Source organism: Salinicola sp. JS01, assembly GCF_030284585.1.
Lineage (GTDB): Bacteria > Pseudomonadota > Gammaproteobacteria > Pseudomonadales > Halomonadaceae > Salinicola.
On record NZ_CP127244.1, the window covers coordinates 2,302,991 to 2,320,426 of the forward strand.

At 68.1% G+C, this 17,436-nt stretch carries 17 protein-coding genes; 10 read left to right on the forward strand and 7 right to left on the reverse strand.

Going from position 1 to position 17,436, the window contains the following annotated elements:
• Positions 1 to 27: 27 nt before the first annotated feature.
• The 3 genes from QO259_RS20275 to QO259_RS10600 are packed head-to-tail and all read right to left on the reverse strand — an operon-like array spanning position 28 to position 2,095.
• The gene (locus QO259_RS20275) at positions 28 to 276 is read right to left on the reverse strand and encodes an ATP-binding protein (RefSeq protein WP_353057276.1); all 249 of its coding nucleotides are present in this window, start codon (positions 274 to 276) and stop codon (positions 28 to 30) included.
• A complete protein-coding gene (locus tag QO259_RS10595; RefSeq protein ID WP_353057277.1) occupies positions 192 to 1,436 on the reverse strand; it encodes a histidine kinase dimerization/phospho-acceptor domain-containing protein in 1,245 nt (414 codons plus the stop codon). The genes QO259_RS20275 and QO259_RS10595 overlap by 85 nt, the downstream gene beginning before the upstream one ends.
• Positions 1,433 to 2,095, reverse strand: coding sequence for a response regulator (locus tag QO259_RS10600; protein WP_207037106.1), 663 nt, complete (start codon positions 2,093 to 2,095; stop codon positions 1,433 to 1,435). Before QO259_RS10600 ends, QO259_RS10595 begins: the two co-directional genes overlap by 4 nt.
• A gap of 285 nt (positions 2,096 to 2,380) precedes the next feature.
• On the opposite strand from QO259_RS10600, the gene QO259_RS10605 reads away from it, so the two are divergent.
• The 4 genes from QO259_RS10605 to cobO all read left to right on the forward strand — a co-directional run bounded on the left by QO259_RS10605 (position 2,381) and on the right by cobO (position 6,099).
• Positions 2,381 to 4,009: a glycosyltransferase family 39 protein gene (locus tag QO259_RS10605; RefSeq protein WP_285949955.1), complete on the forward strand. Its 1,629-nt coding sequence runs from the start codon at positions 2,381 to 2,383 to the stop codon at positions 4,007 to 4,009.
• Positions 4,010 to 4,046: 37 nt separating this feature from the next.
• Positions 4,047 to 5,030, forward strand: a complete 984-nt coding sequence (locus QO259_RS10610; RefSeq protein ID WP_285949956.1) for an SDR family NAD(P)-dependent oxidoreductase — start codon at positions 4,047 to 4,049, stop codon at positions 5,028 to 5,030.
• A gap of 77 nt (positions 5,031 to 5,107) precedes the next feature.
• Positions 5,108 to 5,428, forward strand: a complete 321-nt coding sequence (locus tag QO259_RS10615; protein WP_285949957.1) for a winged helix-turn-helix domain-containing protein — start codon at positions 5,108 to 5,110, stop codon at positions 5,426 to 5,428.
• A gap of 71 nt (positions 5,429 to 5,499) precedes the next feature.
• Complete coding sequence (cobO, locus tag QO259_RS10620; RefSeq protein ID WP_285949958.1) at positions 5,500 to 6,099, forward strand: cob(I)yrinic acid a,c-diamide adenosyltransferase; 600 nt, start codon at positions 5,500 to 5,502, stop codon at positions 6,097 to 6,099.
• Between the two features lie 44 nt (positions 6,100 to 6,143).
• Here the strand turns inward: cobO and QO259_RS10625 are convergent, their stop codons facing one another.
• Positions 6,144 to 7,001 carry an ABC transporter substrate-binding protein gene (locus tag QO259_RS10625; protein ID WP_285949959.1) on the reverse strand — a complete coding sequence of 286 codons (858 nt, stop codon included), beginning with the start codon at positions 6,999 to 7,001 and terminating at the stop codon, positions 6,144 to 6,146.
• 303 nt (positions 7,002 to 7,304) lie between these two features.
• On the opposite strand from QO259_RS10625, the gene QO259_RS10630 reads away from it, so the two are divergent.
• Complete coding sequence (locus QO259_RS10630) at positions 7,305 to 8,111, forward strand: SIMPL domain-containing protein (RefSeq protein WP_285949960.1); 807 nt, start codon at positions 7,305 to 7,307, stop codon at positions 8,109 to 8,111.
• Between the two features lie 83 nt (positions 8,112 to 8,194).
• On the opposite strand, the gene QO259_RS10635 is transcribed toward QO259_RS10630, so the two are convergent.
• On the reverse strand, positions 8,195 to 9,646 hold the full coding sequence (locus QO259_RS10635) for a sodium-dependent transporter (protein WP_285949961.1): 1,452 nt from the start codon (positions 9,644 to 9,646) through the stop codon (positions 8,195 to 8,197).
• 236 nt (positions 9,647 to 9,882) lie between these two features.
• Here QO259_RS10635 and QO259_RS10640 point away from each other — a divergent pair, with 236 nt between their 5' ends.
• Together QO259_RS10640 and QO259_RS10645 are read left to right on the forward strand one after the other, a co-directional pair.
• Positions 9,883 to 10,539, forward strand: coding sequence for a potassium channel family protein (locus QO259_RS10640; protein ID WP_035469539.1), 657 nt, complete (start codon positions 9,883 to 9,885; stop codon positions 10,537 to 10,539).
• Between the two features lie 43 nt (positions 10,540 to 10,582).
• A complete protein-coding gene (locus QO259_RS10645) occupies positions 10,583 to 11,950 on the forward strand; it encodes a TrkH family potassium uptake protein (RefSeq protein ID WP_285949962.1) in 1,368 nt (455 codons plus the stop codon).
• A gap of 53 nt (positions 11,951 to 12,003) precedes the next feature.
• Here the strand turns inward: QO259_RS10645 and QO259_RS10650 are convergent, their stop codons facing one another.
• Complete coding sequence (locus tag QO259_RS10650; RefSeq protein ID WP_285949963.1) at positions 12,004 to 12,654, reverse strand: LysE/ArgO family amino acid transporter; 651 nt, start codon at positions 12,652 to 12,654, stop codon at positions 12,004 to 12,006.
• A 94-nt stretch (positions 12,655 to 12,748) separates the two neighbouring features.
• Here QO259_RS10650 and QO259_RS10655 point away from each other — a divergent pair, with 94 nt between their 5' ends.
• A complete protein-coding gene (locus QO259_RS10655; RefSeq protein ID WP_285949964.1) occupies positions 12,749 to 13,663 on the forward strand; it encodes a LysR family transcriptional regulator ArgP in 915 nt (304 codons plus the stop codon).
• 169 nt (positions 13,664 to 13,832) lie between these two features.
• Positions 13,833 to 14,213, forward strand: a complete 381-nt coding sequence (locus QO259_RS10660) for a YgdI/YgdR family lipoprotein (protein ID WP_285949965.1) — start codon at positions 13,833 to 13,835, stop codon at positions 14,211 to 14,213.
• A gap of 144 nt (positions 14,214 to 14,357) precedes the next feature.
• Here the strand turns inward: QO259_RS10660 and QO259_RS10665 are convergent, their stop codons facing one another.
• Positions 14,358 to 14,684: an MTH1187 family thiamine-binding protein gene (locus QO259_RS10665; protein WP_285952764.1), complete on the reverse strand. Its 327-nt coding sequence runs from the start codon at positions 14,682 to 14,684 to the stop codon at positions 14,358 to 14,360.
• 485 nt (positions 14,685 to 15,169) lie between these two features.
• On the opposite strand from QO259_RS10665, the gene cfa reads away from it, so the two are divergent.
• On the forward strand, positions 15,170 to 16,321 hold the full coding sequence (cfa, locus tag QO259_RS10670; RefSeq protein WP_285949966.1) for a cyclopropane fatty acyl phospholipid synthase: 1,152 nt from the start codon (positions 15,170 to 15,172) through the stop codon (positions 16,319 to 16,321).
• The last annotated feature ends 1,115 nt before the right edge of the window (positions 16,322 to 17,436 follow it).

The following is a 17,436-nucleotide window of genomic DNA, read 5'->3' on the forward strand; positions in this document are numbered from 1 at the left end:
GAGACTTAACGCCCCTCGTCGTCGACGTCACGCCATGGGGCGCTGCCACACCAACCTGACTTCCAGGCCGCCTTCGGGCCGGTTGGACAGCCTCATGTTCAACTGCTGACGCTCGGCGATCTCGACCGCGATGGAGAGCCCCAGGCCACTGCCGCTGATGCGCTGGTCGGCGGCGCGCTGGAAGCGCTGGGTCACGGCCTCGAGCAGCGCCTCGGGGATCCCCGGGCCGCTGTCGCGGATCGACAGCCAAGGCCGCCGGTCCGCGGTCTGGCCCATGGCCACTTCGACCCGCCCCCCTCCGGGGTGTAGCGCAGGGCGTTATCGAGCAGGTTACGGATGAGAATGCCCAGCTCGGTGGCATTGCCCTCGAGACTCAGCGCCGGGCTCTCGGCGATCTCCAGCGTCTGCTGCTGCGACTCCGCCAGCGGCCACAGCTCGGCGGCCAGATCGAGCACCAGCGAAGAGAGTTCCACCGTTTCCGGCGCCGCGCCCTGATCATCCAGCTCCAGGCGCGCCAACAGCAGCAGCTGTTCGACCACCCGCTGCAGCCGCTCGATCCCGTTGTAGGCCTTGTCCAGCGCGCTGGGTTCGCCGAAACGTGCGTTATCGAGATGAATCTTCAGCGCCGCCAGCGGCGTGCGCAGTTCGTGGGCCGCGTCCGCGGTAAAGCGGCGCTCGCGCTCCAGGGTCTGCCCCAGCCGATCGATGAAGTCGTTGAGCGCGCCGCGTAGCGCCTGCAGCTCCTGAGGCACCGCGACCCGGATCGGGCGCAGGTCCTTCTCGTCCCGCGCCTCGACCTGACGCGACAGCTCCCCGATCGGCGCCAGGCCGCGCCGGATCAGACGCGCCATCAGCCACAACAGGATCGGCAGCGTCAGCAGCAGCGGCACGAAATTGCCCAGAGCGACCTTGTTGAACAGCTCGCTCTGGAAGGCATCGCGCAGGCCGATGCTGAGCCAGCGTCCGCCGGCGATCGGCATGCTGAAGGTGCGCCAGCGATGCCCCTGATAGCTGACCCAGCGATGCCCTTCGTGATGGGGCGCGGGGAAGCTGGTGGCGTCGGCATCGTCGTACCAGCGCGCGCCCATCAGAATGGGCCGGCCGCTGTCGCTCCACACCCCCAGCGAGATCATCTTCTCTTCGTGGTCGTAGAGCGCGGGCGCGGCCAGGTCGGTGAGCAGATTGCCGGTGCTACCGTACCAGCGCGCGAAGTGGCCCGGCTGGGAAAGCTGGGCGGCGATCCTGGCGTACTCGTCCGAGGTGGTGCGCTCGGTCACCAGGCCGGCGACGATACGCCCCTGCAGACTCAGCTGAGCGTCGAAGATCTCTTCCATCTCGTGACGAGTGACGAAATAGGCCGCGGTCACCGCCAGCGACATCACCACCACCAGCAGCGTGGCCAGCGCCCAATTCAGATAGCGTCGAATCGAGGTCATGCCACGCGGCTGTCCAACCGATAGCCGATGCCGCGCACGGTGGTGATCAGCTGCTTGTCGAGCTTGCGCCGCAGGTGGTGCACATGCACCTCCAGCGCATTGGAGCCGACCTCTTCTCCCCAGCCGTAGAGCAGGCTTTCGAGCTTGGGCCGCGACATCACCTTGTCGCGATGGCGTGCCAGCTCGAGCAGCAGCGCGAACTCGCGCCGCCCCAGAACGACCGGCTCACCCTTCCAGGTGACCTCGTGCTGGGATTCATCGATGGAGAGCCGCCCGATGGTCAAGAGCTGGGTCGAACGTCCCTCGGCACGCCGGGTCACCACGCGCATGCGGGCGAGCAGCTCCTGCAGATCGAAGGGCTTGAGCACGTAGTCGTCGGCGCCCGCGTCGAGGCCCTCGATGCGCTGCTCGACGGCGTCTCGGGCGGTCAGGATCAAAACCGGCAGTGCGGATTGACGGCGGATCTCCTTGAGCACCGCCAGACCGTCGATATCCGGCAGGCCCAGGTCGAGCACCACCAGCGAGAAGGGCTCGATCTTGACCGCCTCCAGTGCCTCGCGCCCGCGGGTGAGCCAGTCCACCACGTAGCCTTCGCGAATCAGGGCCGTGCGAATGCCATCCCCCAACAGCGGATCATCCTCCACCAACAGTACGCGCATCGTCGTCGTCCACTTCCTTTTCGTTGTCTGGTGAGCGTCATCCGCCCGGCGTGCGGTACGAACCTGCGCCAGCGAACCGATGGCAGGCTCCTGGCGACGCTATCACGCGCTCATTGAGTCACAGCCAGCTTAACGCTTCCTTAGCCTGCCGCGGGCCCGGCGCGCCAGGCCCGCCCGCGTTGCATGATCCCCCTACACGTGCCCCGGAACGCCATGACAGTAATATTGCGTTAAGACTCAGCGTACACAGTAGCCGCCGAGTCAGGTAGAGAGCCCAGAGCCGTGATGACGACCTTGAAGAAGAGCCTAAGCCTCCCCGCCCTGTGTTGGGAGGCCCGCTACCGCGATACGCTGGCCATCGCTCTGCTATGGACGCTGGCGGTCATCGGCGCGCTGTCGCGCCCGCTGATGCCGATCGACGAGACCCGCTACGTCTCGGTCGCCTGGGAGATGTGGCACGCCCACTCCTGGGTGCTGCCATTGATGAACGGCGAGCCCTACTCGGACAAGCCGCCGCTGCTGTTCTGGCTGATCCAGGCCGGCTGGGGGGTGTTGGGCGTCAACGCCTGGTGGCCCAAGCTGATCGCGCCGCTGGCGGCGCTGGTGGCGATGCAGCACCTCTACCGTATCGCCCGGCGCCTGGGCTATGCCGGCAGCCGCGCCCGCGTGGCACCGCTGGTGCTGATGGCGATGCTGATGTGGAACCTCTACAGCGGCGCGCTGATGTTCGACATCCTGCTCACCGCCTGCCTGCTGGGTGCGATCAGCCCGCTGGTGAGCGGCGCCCTGACGCCTCGACGCGCGCTGCGCTGCGGCATCTGGCTGGGCCTGGCCCTGCTCGCCAAGGGCCCGGCGGTGTTCGTCACCTTCGGCCCGATCCTGCTCGGCCTGCGCTGGTGGCGCGCCGAGCCGCTGGGTCCCGGCGGGCGCCGCCGCCTGCTGTTGGCCCTGGCCCTGGGCATCGCCATGCTCGCCGCCTGGGCCCTGAGCGCCGCCGTGATCGGTGGGCACGCCTACGCCCGCGAGCTGCTGTGGGGTCAGAGCGTCGATCGCCTGCACGACTCCATGGCCCATGCCCGGCCGCTGTGGTGGTATCTGCCGTGGCTGCCGGTACTGCTGTTCCCGTGGTCGCTGTGGCCGGCAGCCTGGCCGCGCCGGCCGCGCCAGCGTCACCAGCGGCTGATGTGGATCTGGGCGCTGGTGCCGTTCGTGCTGTTCTCGCTGATCAGCGGCAAGCAGATTCACTACCTGATGCCACTGCTGCCGGCGCTGGCACTGATGGTGATGGACCGGCTGGCGCAACCCGAGGACGAGCGCCCGCGCCGGGTGCGCGCGGTAGCCGCGGCGATCATCGCCCTGGGGGCGCTGGGGCTGGGCCTTGCGCTGTTCGGCCATGGCGTGCTGGATGCCACCACGCTGTCGCTTTTCGGCAGCCTGGCGCTGATCGCCTGGGGGGCGATCGTGTGGCGCTGGCGACCCGCCAAGCGCAGTATCGCCGCCCGCGGGCTGGCGCTGGGCAGCGGCATCGCGCTGCTGATCCTGGCGCAGCTGATGCTGGCGCCGCTATGGCAGCGCTACGACGTGACCCGCCCCGGCGAGCTGATCGCCCAGCTGCAGCTGGAAGGCAGACCGGTGGCCTTCGACGGCAACTATCAGGCCACCTTCCAGTTCGCCGGACGTCTGGCGCAGCCGCTGGCGACCCTCGGCTCGCCCCAGGATGCCTGCGCCCTGCATCAGGCCCACCCGGACGCCTGGATCGTCGGCCGCGAGCGTGACTGGCAGCGCTACATCGCCGACATCAGCGCGGTGCACACCTTCGACTACCGCGGCGGCAAGCTCGATATCCTGCCCACCCGCGCACTCTTCCACGCCGGCCAGTCGGCGCTCTGCGGCAACACCACGCCGGCGCCTTGAGCGCCGGTGTGGTCGGCCCCGTTCCTCAGGACCCTGCATGAAAATTCTCGTCACCGGCGCCGCCGGCTTCATCGGCTTTCATCTCACCCGGCGCCTCGCCGCCGAGGGTCATAGCGTCGTCGCGCTGGACAACCTCAACGACTATTACGCGGTGGCGCTCAAGCAGGCGCGTCTCGAACGCCTGGGCAAGGTGCCCTTCGTGCGCCTGGATATCGCCGACCTCGACGCGCTGGATGCACTGTTCGCGCGGGAGCGCTTCACCCACGTGATGCACCTGGCGGCCCAGGCCGGGGTGCGCTACTCGGTCAGTCACCCGCATCAGTACGGCCACAGCAATCTCACCGGCTTTCTCAACCTGCTCGACGTGTGCCAGCGTCACGCGGTCGAGCATCTGCTCTACGCGTCTTCCAGCTCGGTCTACGGGCGCCAGCAGCGGCTGCCGTTCTGCGAGAGCGACCCGGTCGATACCCCAGCGTCGCTCTACGCCGCGACCAAGCGCGCCAACGAGATGATGGCCTACAGCTATGCCGACCTGCATCGCCTGCCCGCCACCGGCCTGCGCTTCTTCACCGTCTACGGCCCCTGGGGGCGCCCGGACATGGCGCCATGCCTGTTCGCCGAGCGCCTGCTGCGCGGCGACCCCATCGCGGTGTTCAACCATGGCCGCATGGCGCGGGATTTCACCTATATCGACGACATCGTCGAAAGCCTGGTGCGGCTGCTGCCCCATGCTCCCGCCGGCGACACCGGCGCACCGCATGCGCTCTACAACGTCGGCCGCGGCGACCCGGTGGCCCTGCTCGACTTCATCGACACCCTGGAAAGCGCCCTGGGCGCCCGCGCCCCGCGCGATTTCCAACCGATGCAGCCGGGCGATATCGAACGCACCTGGGCCGACACCACGCGCCTGCGCGAGACCACCGGCCATGTGCCGCAGGTGCCGCTGGAGACCGGCATCGAGCGCTTCGCCGCCTGGTACCGCGAGCGGCGCCCGCTGATGCAGCGGGTGATGGGAGACTGAGCCCGGCCGCGGCGGGCTCGTCGTCGCTGCGCGCATATCGTAGGATGAGCGCCCAGCCAGCAGCCAGAGCCCTGCGCATGTCGCTCAGCAAGACTCGCACCAGCTTCTATCGCCGTCTCTACGTCGCCTACCTGATCGACTCTGGGCTCGCCACCAGCGTCCCGGCACTGGTGGCCGCCACCGGCATGCCGCGGCGCACCGCCCAGGACACCATCGCCGCCCTGGGCGAGCTCGATATCCGCTGCGAGTTCGAGCAGACACCCGGCGCGCGCCACCTCAGCGGGCGCTACGTGATCCACGACTGGGGCCCGCTGTCGGCCGAGTGGATCGCCAACCACGCCGCCGCCCTGGCCCAGACCCTGGGCTATCCACCGCCGCCCGCCACGCCCGCCGACTAACGCGATGCCCGCGCGCGTGTCTCGCCGTCAGACAGGAATCGCCAGCCAGGAATCGTCAGCCAGGAGCCAGCATGACCGACCGCCAGCAGCGCCATCAGCGCGCAATGCAGAAACTCAAGGCCCATGTCGACGACAAGATCGCCGCCGCCGACCAGCAGCGCGGCCTGCTGCTGGTGTTCACCGGCAACGGTAAGGGCAAGACCACCGCCGCCTGGGGCACGGTGACCCGCGCCCTGGGTTACGGCTATCGCGTGGGCGTGGTGCAGTTCATCAAGGGGCTGTGGGAGTGCGGTGAGCGCGAGCGGCTGGCCGATGACGCCAATCTCGAGGTGTCGATCATGGCCACCGGCTTCACCTGGGAGACCCAGAACCGGGAGAGCGATACCGCCGCCTGCCAGGCAGTATGGCAAGACGCGGCGCGCCTGCTCGCCGACCCCGAGGTCTATCTGGTGGTGCTCGACGAGATCACCTACATGCTCAAGTTCGGCTATCTCGATATCGACACCGTACGCCAGGCGATCGCCGCCAGGCCGCCGGAGCAGAGCGTGATCGTCACCGGGCGCAACGCCCATCGCGAGCTGATCGAGATGGCCGACACGGTGAGCGAGATGCAGGACGTCAAGCACGCCTTCGATGCCGGCATCCAGGCCCGCCGCGGCATCGACTATTGATCACAGCATCGATGAGGGATCACAGCGACGATTGCGCGTGTCGTCTATTGGGCCTGCCGCTGACCGGGGCTGGGGGATACCAGCCGTGAAGCGGCATCGGCCAGGTCCGCGCACAGCTGGCGCGCGGCCTGTGCCAGCCTCGGCCCGGGGCGGCTGATCGCATCCGGGTCGAGGCTGTAGAGGGTACCGGCAGCCACCGCCGGCAGCGCCTCGTGCCCGGCCCAGAACGCCTGCCAGGCGTCGTCCCGCGCGGCGGCGACAATCACTTGGGGTTGCGCCAGCAGCAGCGCCTCCCAGCCGATCTCCGGCACCAGCACTGGGGCATCGGCGAACAGCGGCTCGCCGCCGCAGTGGCGGATCACTCGGGTCACGATCTGGCCGTCGGCCAGGGTGGTCAGCGGCGCCTGCCCCAACTGATAGAACACCCGCGGCGCCGGCGTCAGCCGTTGGCGACTCTCCAGCAGGGCGCGCTCGAAGCGCGCGGCGGCACGCCCACCCGCCGCCGGATGGCCGCTCAGCAGGCCGATATCGCGCAGGTTGGCGGCGATGTCGGCAAGCCGCCGCGGCTCGCTGCGGTAGACAGGGATCCCCAGCGCCTGGAGCTGGCGCACCAGCGCATCCGGGGTGCCGCTGCCCCACGCCAGCACCAGATCCGGCTGCGCCGAGACCACCGCCTCCAGCGGTATGCCGCGATAGCTGCCGACCCGGGGCAGCTCGCGGGCCGCCGGCGGATAGTCGCTGCCGGCGATCACCCCGACCAGCGCGGCACCGGCCCCGGCGGCAAAGGCATCCTCGACCAGATGCGGCGCCAGCGCGACGATACGCTGGGCCGGCGCGGCCAGCGTCAAGGTGTCACCCTGATCGTCGACCACCCGGATCTGCGCCTGCGTGGGTAGCGCCAACAGAACGAGCAGGACGCCCCCCAAGCCACGGGCCAGCCACGAAGATCGCGGCCACAAAGATCGCGGTCGACAGGGACGTTGCGCCTGAAAAAAGCCGCGATACCAGCGCATATGGCTGGCGATAGGGCGAATGATTGGGGAAAAAGCGCGCATGGCGACCCTTCTCGCTTGGGACATGGGCGCCGGCGAGCATAGCATGAGAGGCTAAGCCCAGCGTGTGTCGGCGATGGCAGCTGCTGCCACCGACACCGTGAACTGTGCAAGCCAAACGCTGGAAGTCAGCCACGACAGCAAGGAAACGCCATGATTCGCAACCGCCCCAACGCCGCCCGCCCGCTCACTCGCCGTCTGCCGCGTACCCTCGGCCTGGGGGCCGTCGGCCTGCTGGCGGGCCTGAGCCTGGCCACCCCGGCGCTGGCCGACAAGACCCCGCACGAGCTGCGCGTCCAGGCCAATGCCACCCTCAGCGTCGCCCCCGATACCGCGACCCTCGATGCAAGGTTGTGGGAGCGCACCCCGGCGCAGGCCCAGGGCAGCGAGACCAGCGGCGACGCCGCCGCGCTCAAGCAGGCCCGCGAGCGGCTCGAGCAGCGCACCGGCGAGCTGATCCGCACCCTGGAGAAGGCAGGCATCCCGCGTGATGCCATCCGCGCCGGCTCGCTCAGCGTGCGGCCCGACTATGTGCCGTCACCGCAGCGTGGCGACGACACCCAGCCGCCGCAGGTACGCACCCAGCTGGAGCGCCCGATCACCCTCACGCTGGACGACCTGGAGCGGCTGCCGCGAGTACTCGATGCCCTCACCAGCGCTGGCGTCGATGCCCTCGATGGCGTCACCTACGGGCTCAAGGACAGCGACGCCGCCGACGACCGGGCGCTGGCTCAGGCGCTTGAACGCGCCCGCGCCAAGGCCAAGCTGATGGCCAAGACCCTGGACGTGGATCTCGGCGACGTGATCAGCGTCGAGGAGACCACCGCCCCCAGCTTCAAGCCGCAGATGATGATGATGCGTGCCGCCGCCGAAGATAGCGCCGGCAGTGCACCGGAGTATCGCAGCGGCGAGATCGACATCGACGCCGGAGTCAACGTGACCTGGTCGATCGACGACTGACACTGCCGGTCGAGCCCGCCCTCTGCGCCGCGAACCCCGCGGCGCAGAGGGCTTCTCGAGAGATCTGCCTCACTCGATTTGCTCTACGACGCCTGACGCTGCGTCGCGCGGCCCAGCGCGATCTCGCCGATCAGCGCCACCAGCAGGATCGCCGCGACCCAGCGCAGGTCGAAGCCGGCGCCCAGCCAGCCCAGCGCATCCAGGAACACCACCAAGATCGCCAGCGGGCTGACATAGCGGATCACGAACTGCCACAGCGCGAACGCGCCGCTGGGCAGCCCCAGCTCCTCGCGCACCACTTCACGCCGCAGCACGAAACCGGCCAGCAGCGCCGTGCCCAGCCCGCCGAGCGGCATCATCAGGCGTGAGGTGAGGAAGTCGAGCCAGTCGAACACGGTCTTGCCGGCCAGGGTCCAGTCGGCGCCGACATTGAACGACAGCATCGCCAGGGTGCTCACCAGCCACAGCACGATCCCCACGCCCCAGGCGGCACGTCGCCGGGCGATGCCATGGCTCTGGTTGAGCCAGGCCACGGTCGCCTCGATCATCGAGATCGCCGAGGTCAGCGCCGCCACCGCCAGCATCAGGAAGAACACCACCTCGACCACGCCGCCGAAGGGCATCTGCGCGAACGCCAGCGGCAGGCTCATGAAGATCAGCCCGGGGCCGGAGGCCGGGTCCATGCCGTTGGCGAAGATCACCGGGAAGATCGCCAGCCCCGCCATCAGCGCGACCAGGGTATCGCACAGCGCCACCGTCAGGGTGGTACGGCCGATCGACTGCTGCGCCGGCAGGTAGGCGCCATAGGTCAGGATCGCCCCGGAGGCCAGCGACAGAGTGAAGAAGGCATGCCCCATCGCCGCGAGTACCGCAGGCCCGGTCAGCTTCTGGGGGTCGAAGGCGAAGAGGAAGTGAAAGCCCGCGCCAAAGCCGCCGCTGAACAGCGCATAGACGATCATGATCGCCAGCATCACCACCAACCCCGGCATCATCCAGCGCACGCTGCGCTCGATCCCCGCCTGCACGCCCTTGCCGACGATCGCCATGGTGGCGATCGTCACCAGCGTACTCCAGAAGCCCAGGTTCCACGGGTTGGCGTTGTTCTGCGTGAAGATCGCCGCCATACCGTCGACGCTATCCGCCTGCAGCCCGCCGGTGACCGCCTTCCACAGATAGGAAACCGACCAGCCGGCGACCACCACGTAGAACGACAGCACCATGAAGCCGCACAGCATCGCCATCCAGCCGAAGGCCGACCACAGCCCGCTGCGCCCCGACTCTCGGGCCACCCGGCGAATCGCATCCACCGGGCTGCCACGACCACGGCGGCCAAGGGCGATCTCGGCCATCATCACCGGCACGCCGATGGCAGCGATGCACAGCAGATAGACCAGCACGAAGGCGCCGCCGCCGTACTCGCCGGTCATGTAGGGGAATTTCCAGATGTTGCCCAGGCCCACGGAGGAGCCGGTGGCGGCGAGCACGAAACCCCAGCGGCCGAGCCAGAGGGTCTTGGTGGGTGCGGTGTCGGTCATGATTCCTCGAACGCAAAGCGCGCCTGACGGACCAGGCAGCGAATGGAGCGCGATGACACGGTCCCGATGGCCGCGCCTGCGAAAATGCGGCGGGGATTGTACCGTCGGCCCGGCGCCGATGCGACAGCCGTGCATGCCGTGGGTAACGGTGCGCCCCACGGTTTGGCCGATGCCGCGGCTTGTGCCAAGCTGCGGGTCTGCGTCCGCACCGTGGCGGGCGATACAAGGAGTGATCGATGTCCCGGCAATTCGCCATCCTCGGCCTGGGCTATTTCGGCAGCACCGTGGCCCGCGAGCTCAAGCGTCACCAGAACCAGATTCTCGGCGTCGATCGCGACGAGTCGCGCGTCGATGCCCTCTCGGACCTGCTCGACCACGCCGTGATCGCCGACCTCACCGACGAGAAGGCGCTCGCCGAGCTGTCGCTGGAGTCCTACGACGCGGTGGTGATCGATGTCGACGGCAACCTCGAGGCGAGCGTGATCTGCACCCTCCACGTCAAGGAGCTGGGAGCCAAGGAGATCTGGGCCAAGGCGCACAGCGATGCCCACTACAAGCTGCTCAAGCGGCTCGGCGCCGACCGCGTCATCTACCCCGAGTACGACGCCGGCGTGCGCGTGGCGGAGAGCCTCAACTACCACGCCATGGTCGACTTCATCCGCCTCGGCGAGCGCCAGTTCATCGTCGAGGTCGAGACCACCGAACGGCTGGTCGACAACTGCAAGAGCGTGGCCGAACTGGCGATCGACCCTGACTCGCTGTTCCTGGTAGCGATCAAGCGCGGCGAAGAGGTGATCCAGAACCCCTCCGACGACACCACGCTGCAGGCCGGCGACAACCTGGTGCTGATGGGCGATCTCGACGCCCTGCGCGAAATCGGCAAGCAGATATGAGCGGCGCACCACGGGCTACCGCCCGCTACACGGGAGTGCGCCAATGAGACGCTGGCAACGCCTGCGCAGGCCGCTGCGCCGGGCGCCCCACGGCCGCGTCCTGCGTCTGTCACCGCCCGAGGTGCTGCTGCTCGGCTTTGCCCTGCTGTGCGCGCTGGGGGCGCTGCTGCTGTGGCTGCCGGGCAGCGCGGTGCGCCCGCTGGCCTGGCACGAGGCGCTGTTCACCGCGACCTCGGCGGTCACCGTGACCGGGCTCAGCGTGATCGACGTCGGCCACGATCTCACCTTCACCGGCCAGGCGGTGCTGCTGGTTCTGATCCAGATCGGCGGGCTCGGCTTCATGACCTTCGCCGCGCTGACGGTGCTGCTGATCGGCGCGCGCCTGCCGATCCAGCAGCAGAACCTGGTGCGCGAGGCCCTCGGCGAGATCGCCTTCAGCGACGTGCGTCATCTGGTCAATCTGGTGATCCTGTTCGCGCTGCTGGTGGAGAGCCTGGGCACCGCGCTGCTGGCGGCCCACTGGGTGCCCGAGTACGGCTGGCGCCTGGGCCTCTGGCACAGCCTGTTCCACGCTGTCTCGGCGTTCAACAACGCCGGCTTCTCGACCTGGTCCGACAGCCTCATGGGCGAGGTCGACGACCCACTGGTCAACGGCGTGATCACACTGCTGTTCATCGTCGGCGGCCTGGGCTTCGTGGTGGTCAGCGATATCTATCGCCAGCGTCGCTGGTCGCGCCTGGCGATGCAGACCAAAGTCGTTCTGCTGGCCACGCTGTGGCTCAACCTGATCGCCACCGCCATTCTGCTCGGGCTGGAGTGGTCGAACCCCAAGACGCTGGGCGCCATCGGCGATATCTTCGGTCGGGTCCAGGCTGCCTGGTTCCAGGCCGTCACCCCGCGCACCGCGGGCTTCAACACCCTCGATACCGGGTCGCTCACCAACGCCTCGACCCTGTTGACCATGGTGCTGATGTTCATCGGTGCCGGCTCCAGCTCCACCGCCAGCGGGATCAAGATCACCACCTTCGTGGTGCTGCTGCTGACCGCCCGCGCCTTCTACCGCAATACCGAACAGCCCACGGCGTTCGGCCGCTCGATCCCCCAGGAGACGGTGATCAAGGCGATCACCGTAGCCCTAGCGGGGGTCCTGCTGGTGGTGCTGGCACTGTTCGGACTGACCATCACCGACGCCGACAAACCGTTTCTGGATCTCGCCTTCGAGACCGTTTCCGCCTTCGGCACCGTGGGACTGTCGCGCGGCGTCACCAGCGATCTCTCGCTGCCGGGTCAGTTCCTGCTCGGGCTGACCATGCTGCTGGGGCGTGTTGGGCCACTCTCGGTGGGTTACTTCCTGGCCACGCGGCGGGCCCGCGGCGTACGCTACGCACGCGGCGATATCCAGATCGGTTGAGGTGCGGTGCCGCGGGACGAACGCGGGCCCGGGACTCGCTGCCGGCCGCGCCGTCAGCCCAGCGCCAGATGCAGCGCCACCCACAGCATCACCAGCGCCACGCCGAGGTCGATACCGCGCCACCAGCGCGGGTCGCGCAGGCGTGGCGCCAACCACTGGGCCAACCCCACCAGACCGAAGAACCAAAGCAGCGAAGCCAGCGCCGCGCCGGCGACAAAAGCCGGCGGGCTCGCCTGCTGGCTGCCGATCAGCCCCAGCATCACCAGGGTGTCGAGATAGACATGCGGGTTCAACAGCGTCACGCCGAGGGTCGCCAGCACCACTCGGCGCGCGCTGGCAGCGGCGCCTGCCGCCGGCGACAGCCCCTGCGGGCGACGCGCGCGCCCCAGCGCCAGCCCGGCCTGCCAGCAGAGCCAGGCGACCCCGCCCCAGCGCGCCAGCTGCATCAACAGCGGGTTGGCTGCCAGCAGCGGCGCGAACCCCGCCACGCCGAGCGCGATCAGCGCCAGATCGCACAGCGCGCAGATGGCCGCCACCCGTAGCGCGTACTCCCGGCGCAGCCCCTGACGCAGGACAAAGGCATTCTGGGCGCCGATCGCCACGATCAACCCGGCGCCGATCACCAGCCCCTGCAGCAGTGAGTCGCCAAGCGGCGCGGCGGCGATTGCGTCAGGGGCGAATCCGGCGTCGACGGAGAGGTTCATGCGATAGGTCCTGGGATGGGCAGAGGCCCGCAGAATGGCGTGCTATGCTCTATTAACTGAAGTTAAAACCCCTAATGGATCATTAGGAACCCTAATGCTCGACTACAAGCTACTCGAAGCTCTCGCGGCGATCGTCGACCAGGGCGGGTTCGAACGCGGGGCGCAGCAGCTCAATCTGACCCAGTCGGCGGTGTCGCAGCGTATCAAGCTACTCGAAGCGCGCCTGGGTCAGCCGGTGGTGGTGCGCACGCCGCGACTGCTGCCCACACCGCTGGGTCAACGGCTGCTCAATCACGCCCAGCAGGTGCGTCTGCTCGAACACGATCTGCTCGATCGCATCCCCGCCCTGGGCGAGGGCACCCAGCGCCTGCGTCTGGCGATCAACGCCGACAGCCTGGCAACCTGGTGGGCGCCGACCATCGGTGACTTCTGCCATCGCCGCGGAGTGCTGCTCGATCTGGTGGTCGACGATCAGGAAGTGGCCCTACGGCGCATGCGCGATGGCGAGGTCGCCGGCTGCATCTGCGCCACCGCGCGTCCGGTGCAGGGCGCTCGCTCGCGCCCGCTGGGGCACATGCGCTACCGGGTCGCCGCCAGCCCCGGCTTCGCCGAGCGCTATTTCCCCGAGGGGGTGTCGACCCAGGCGCTGGCGCGGGCACCGGCGATTCTCTACGGCCCCGACGATCGCCTGCAGCAGCGCTACCTCGACAGCCAGGGCTTCAAGGAGCCCTTCCCCCACCATCTGTGCCCGTCATCGGAGGGGGTACTGCACATGGTGCTGGCGGGCATCGGCTATGCGCTGATCCCGGAGTGCCAGGCGCAGACCGCCCTGAAGCACGGCGAGCTGGTCGATCTCGACCCCAGCCGGCCGCTGGACGTGCCCCTCTACTGGCACTTCTGGCGCCACGGCGGCGAGCTGCTGGACGCGCTCACCGTCCACCTGTTCTCTGCCAGCGACGACTGGCTGCTGCCCATGGAAGCGTCGCCAGGCCCCGGCGCGTACGCCTGATTAGCGAGTCTCATGTCAGGGGCGTTGTTCGACGCTTCTGGTGTGTCGCTATTTGGCAACGTTTTTTTGAGACTTTCCAACGACTTGCGAAGACGGCGCGAGCTTCTAGACTCAACCTTATCGGTATCCGGATGAGGTACCGCATTTTGTGCACAAGGAGAACGTGGATATGACCCTCCCAACCCTCGACAAACGTCTGCTGATCGCCCTCGCCGCCGGCCTCTCGCTGACCGCCCTGGCCGGTTGCGCCAGCGACAGCAGCTCACTGGAGAAGGACAGCTCGCAGTACGTGGTCACCGGCCTGGGCGACGACCAGGACGAGGCGCTGGAGAACGCCAAGGAACGCGCGCTGGAACAGTGCGAGTCCGAAGATCGCGAGGAGTTCGTGATCGTCAAGCAGCAGATCCTCGGACCTAACGACGGCGCCGGCAAGGCAGCCGAAGTCAATGCCCAGATGGAAGGCGCCACGGTGAACGAAGATACCGAGCTGCAGGCGGCCACCCAGGAAGGCGATGGCTACAAGGCGACCTGGACCATCCGCTGCCGCTGAACGACTGACACCCTCTGAGACTCAGGCCCCGGCGCGCTCGCCCGGGGCCGATTTTTTTGAGCCGCTGCCCGACACCGACCGCTACCCGACGCCGACCGCTGTCAGCCGCCAGCGTGGCGGGCACGCCGCCAGGCGCTGCCAAGGCTACGCTTCGGCAGCGCCCGGGGCAGAGGAACGCAGGCGCGTCTCGACGCTCGCTACCTTGTCGTCCATGCTTTGCTCGCGATCGGTGCGGGTACCCAGTTTCAGGGTGGTGGTGATACGTGGCGCACCCATGGCGTGAACGCGCTCATGGCACGCCTTGACCACCGCCATCACCGCGTCCCAGGGCCCTTCGATATTGGTGCCATAGGCGTGCATGCGGTAGCCGAGCCCCGAGGCCTCGATCACCCGCTGACACGCCGCCACGTACTCGGATACCGAGACCCCGACGCCCAAAGGCACCACGCAGAGATCCACGATCACCTGCATGGGCGCCTGGCGCTGGCCGTTCATGTCGCTTTTGATATCGTCACTGCTCATAGTCGTCGCTCGTACGGATACGCTGATGTCGGCGGTCTTCATCGCCGGCCCTTTCAGGCCGAGACTAGCACTCGATGCGTGCCCTGCCGATGCCGGTGACGCAGACGAAAAAGCCTGACGTCACCAAGCCCCAACGAAGCGGCTGGAATAATCGTCCAGGCGCGCTACCCTAAGAGGGGCAAAGAAGTTAGCACGCAATGTAATTGCCCGATGGCGGCGGTCGCCACCGGGTAAAGTTCAGGGAACCGGGGCCACGCCCCTCCTCCACCGCCATCGTTCATCGCTCGGGTCGTTTTAGGCGAATCGAGACGCCGACCGGGACAGGCCGTCACTCGCGTCATCTCATGCCTCTCCTACTCGGCTTTCATCGCATGTACGCCCAGGCATTGCCGTGCGGCCGGGGGAGCGCCACGCGCCCCATGCGAGGAACGACGATGATCAGTAATTCACCCATGGCCCCCGTGGCCCTACCCGATACCCGCGCCCGCCACACCATCGAGAAGATGCTCGAAGGCTCCGGCGTCACCCTCAACGGCAGCCAGCCCTGGGACATTCGCGTCCACCACCCCGATCTGTTCGCGCGTATCGTGCGTCAGGGCTCGATCGGCTTCGGCGAAGCCTACATGGATGGCTGGTGGGAGTGCGAACGCATCGACGAGATGATGCACCGCCTGCTGCGCCACGGGCTCGGCGGCGCCGCCCACACCCCCGCCGGGCGGCTGCTCTACCGGCTGCGCTCGAGCTTCATGAACCTGCAGAGCAAGGCGCGCGCCTATATCGTCGGCCGCGAGCACTACGACCTCGGCAACGACCTGTTCACGCGCATGCTCGACGCCACCCTGTGCTACTCCTGCGCCTACTGGAAACAGGCGACCACGCTGCACCAGGCCCAAGTCGCCAAGCTCGACCTTGCCTGCCGCAAGCTGGTACTGGAACCGGGCATGCGGGTGCTCGACATCGGCTGCGGCTGGGGCAGTTTTGCCGAGCACGCCGCGCGCCACTATGGTGTCGAGGTGACCGGCATCACCATCTCCGAGGAGCAGGCCAAGCTGGCCCGCGAGCGCTGCGCGGCGCTGCCGGTAGAGATTCTGCTGGAGGATTACCGCGATCTCGACGGCGAATTCGACCGCATCGTCTCGATCGGCATGTTCGAGCATGTCGGCCAGCGCAACTACGCCACCTATTTCGACACCGTCACACGGCTGCTCAAGCCGGGCGGGCTGTTCATGCTGCACACCATCGGCTCCAACACCAACGAGGTGAGCGCCGACCCCTGGATCAACAAGTACATCTTCCCCAACGGTGTGCTGCCCTCGGTGCAGCAGATCAGTGATGCCAGCGAGGGCAAGCTGGTGATGGAGGATTGGCAGAACTTCGGCCCGGATTACGACACCACGCTGATGGCGTGGCAGGAGAACCTGCTGCGCCACTGGCACGAGATCGCCGACCGCTACAGCGAGCGCGTCAAGCGCATGTTCCTCTACTATCTGGGCGCCTGCGCCGGGGCCTTCCGCGCCCGCGAGCTGCAGCTGTGGCAGGTGGTGTTCTCGCACTCGCGCCAGGGCCGCTACGACGCCCCGCGCTGAGCTGAACCAGGTGCTGCACCGAGCTGAACTGAGCGCCGCGCTGAGCTGGGCGCCGCGCTGAGCTGGGCCCTGCGCGGCCTCTCGCCGAAGCCACGCAGCGCTTAGGCCATCCGGCGCTATTCGGTAGTCGCCGGGGTAACGTGGATGCCGAACAGGCTCGCCTCGCCGCTGCCGCGCCCGGTCTCCTCGGGCGCGACCTGACGCCCGTCGCGCACGATGACGTGGCCGCCCTGCCCCTGCTGACCGCCGATCACACTGCCCACCAGATAGGTGGGGAAGATGCTCGGGTCGTTCTCGTAGTTGGGGTTGTGGATCAGCCCGATCATCTGGAAGCGCCCGCGGGTGTTGCGCAGCGACTCCAGCGAGTCCTGGATCAGGCGCCGGTGGGAGAGCTTGGAGAACAGCCCGTCGAGCAGAATCACGCTCTCGCGGCTGGCCCGGGCGCGGCGCTTGTGGGTTCCCGGCAGTTCGCGCAGCTCGCGCTCGATGGCGAACTCCGAGAGCTTGACCAGCCACATCAGTGATACCGCCTCGCGCTGCCCTTCCGACATGTCCTCGTTGAGCGAGAACAGCCGCCCGTGCGGGCGGATCGCATCGTGCTTGATGCGGATACTCACCGCCTGGAACAGGCCGCGATAGATACGCCGGCGAATCTGCCGGGTCAGCTCGTCATCGCGACCGCCCTTGCTCTGGGCGGCCTCGCCGGACTGCTCCAGACGCCGCCGCTGCACCGCCAGGTGGGCGTCGATATCCGCCAGCAGCTGCTGGATCAGCTCACGCACGGCATCGTCGGCGATCAGCGCCGCCTTGACCTCGAAGTAGGCACCGCCGTCGCTCGAACGACTCGCCACCCGCTTGAGAATCTCGAGATTGCCGGCGGCATCGATGATGATCGAACTCAGACGCTCGACCAGCGTGTCCTCGATCTGCTCGCGTGAGGCGTGCAGCCGGGTAACCCGGGTGCGGTGCTCGTCGAGCTGGCCCTGGAGCTGACGATGGAGGCCGCGCAGCGACTCCAGCGCCTCGTGGCTAACGCCCTCCAGGGTGCCCAGACGAGCGCGCTCGGACTCGTTGAACAGCCGGCTGGCGCTGGCCGCTTCCAGTGACAGCGCCAG

Excerpts from the sequence above, each read along its gene's own strand:
- QO259_RS10665 (WP_285952764.1), bottom strand. The coding sequence starts at position 14,684 with ATGCAGGTGATCGTGGATCTCTGCGTGGTGCCTTTGGGCGTCGGGGTC.
- QO259_RS10645 (WP_285949962.1), top strand. The coding sequence starts at position 10,583 with ATGAGACGCTGGCAACGCCTGCGCAGGCCGCTGCGCCGGGCGCCCCAC.
- cfa (WP_285949966.1), top strand. The coding sequence starts at position 15,170 with ATGATCAGTAATTCACCCATGGCCCCCGTGGCCCTACCCGATACCCGC.
- QO259_RS10650 (WP_285949963.1), bottom strand. The coding sequence starts at position 12,654 with ATGAACCTCTCCGTCGACGCCGGATTCGCCCCTGACGCAATCGCCGCC.
- QO259_RS10610 (WP_285949956.1), top strand. The coding sequence starts at position 4,047 with ATGAAAATTCTCGTCACCGGCGCCGCCGGCTTCATCGGCTTTCATCTC.
- QO259_RS10640 (WP_035469539.1), top strand. The coding sequence starts at position 9,883 with ATGTCCCGGCAATTCGCCATCCTCGGCCTGGGCTATTTCGGCAGCACC.
- QO259_RS10600 (WP_207037106.1), bottom strand. The coding sequence starts at position 2,095 with ATGCGCGTACTGTTGGTGGAGGATGATCCGCTGTTGGGGGATGGCATT.
- QO259_RS10635 (WP_285949961.1), bottom strand. The coding sequence starts at position 9,646 with ATGACCGACACCGCACCCACCAAGACCCTCTGGCTCGGCCGCTGGGGT.
- cobO (WP_285949958.1), top strand. The coding sequence starts at position 5,500 with ATGACCGACCGCCAGCAGCGCCATCAGCGCGCAATGCAGAAACTCAAG.
- QO259_RS20275 (WP_353057276.1), bottom strand. The coding sequence starts at position 276 with ATGGGCCAGACCGCGGACCGGCGGCCTTGGCTGTCGATCCGCGACAGC.
- QO259_RS10660 (WP_285949965.1), top strand. The coding sequence starts at position 13,833 with ATGACCCTCCCAACCCTCGACAAACGTCTGCTGATCGCCCTCGCCGCC.
- QO259_RS10605 (WP_285949955.1), top strand. The coding sequence starts at position 2,381 with ATGACGACCTTGAAGAAGAGCCTAAGCCTCCCCGCCCTGTGTTGGGAG.
- QO259_RS10630 (WP_285949960.1), top strand. The coding sequence starts at position 7,305 with ATGATTCGCAACCGCCCCAACGCCGCCCGCCCGCTCACTCGCCGTCTG.
- QO259_RS10655 (WP_285949964.1), top strand. The coding sequence starts at position 12,749 with ATGCTCGACTACAAGCTACTCGAAGCTCTCGCGGCGATCGTCGACCAG.
- QO259_RS10595 (WP_353057277.1), bottom strand. The coding sequence starts at position 1,436 with ATGACCTCGATTCGACGCTATCTGAATTGGGCGCTGGCCACGCTGCTG.
- QO259_RS10615 (WP_285949957.1), top strand. The coding sequence starts at position 5,108 with ATGTCGCTCAGCAAGACTCGCACCAGCTTCTATCGCCGTCTCTACGTC.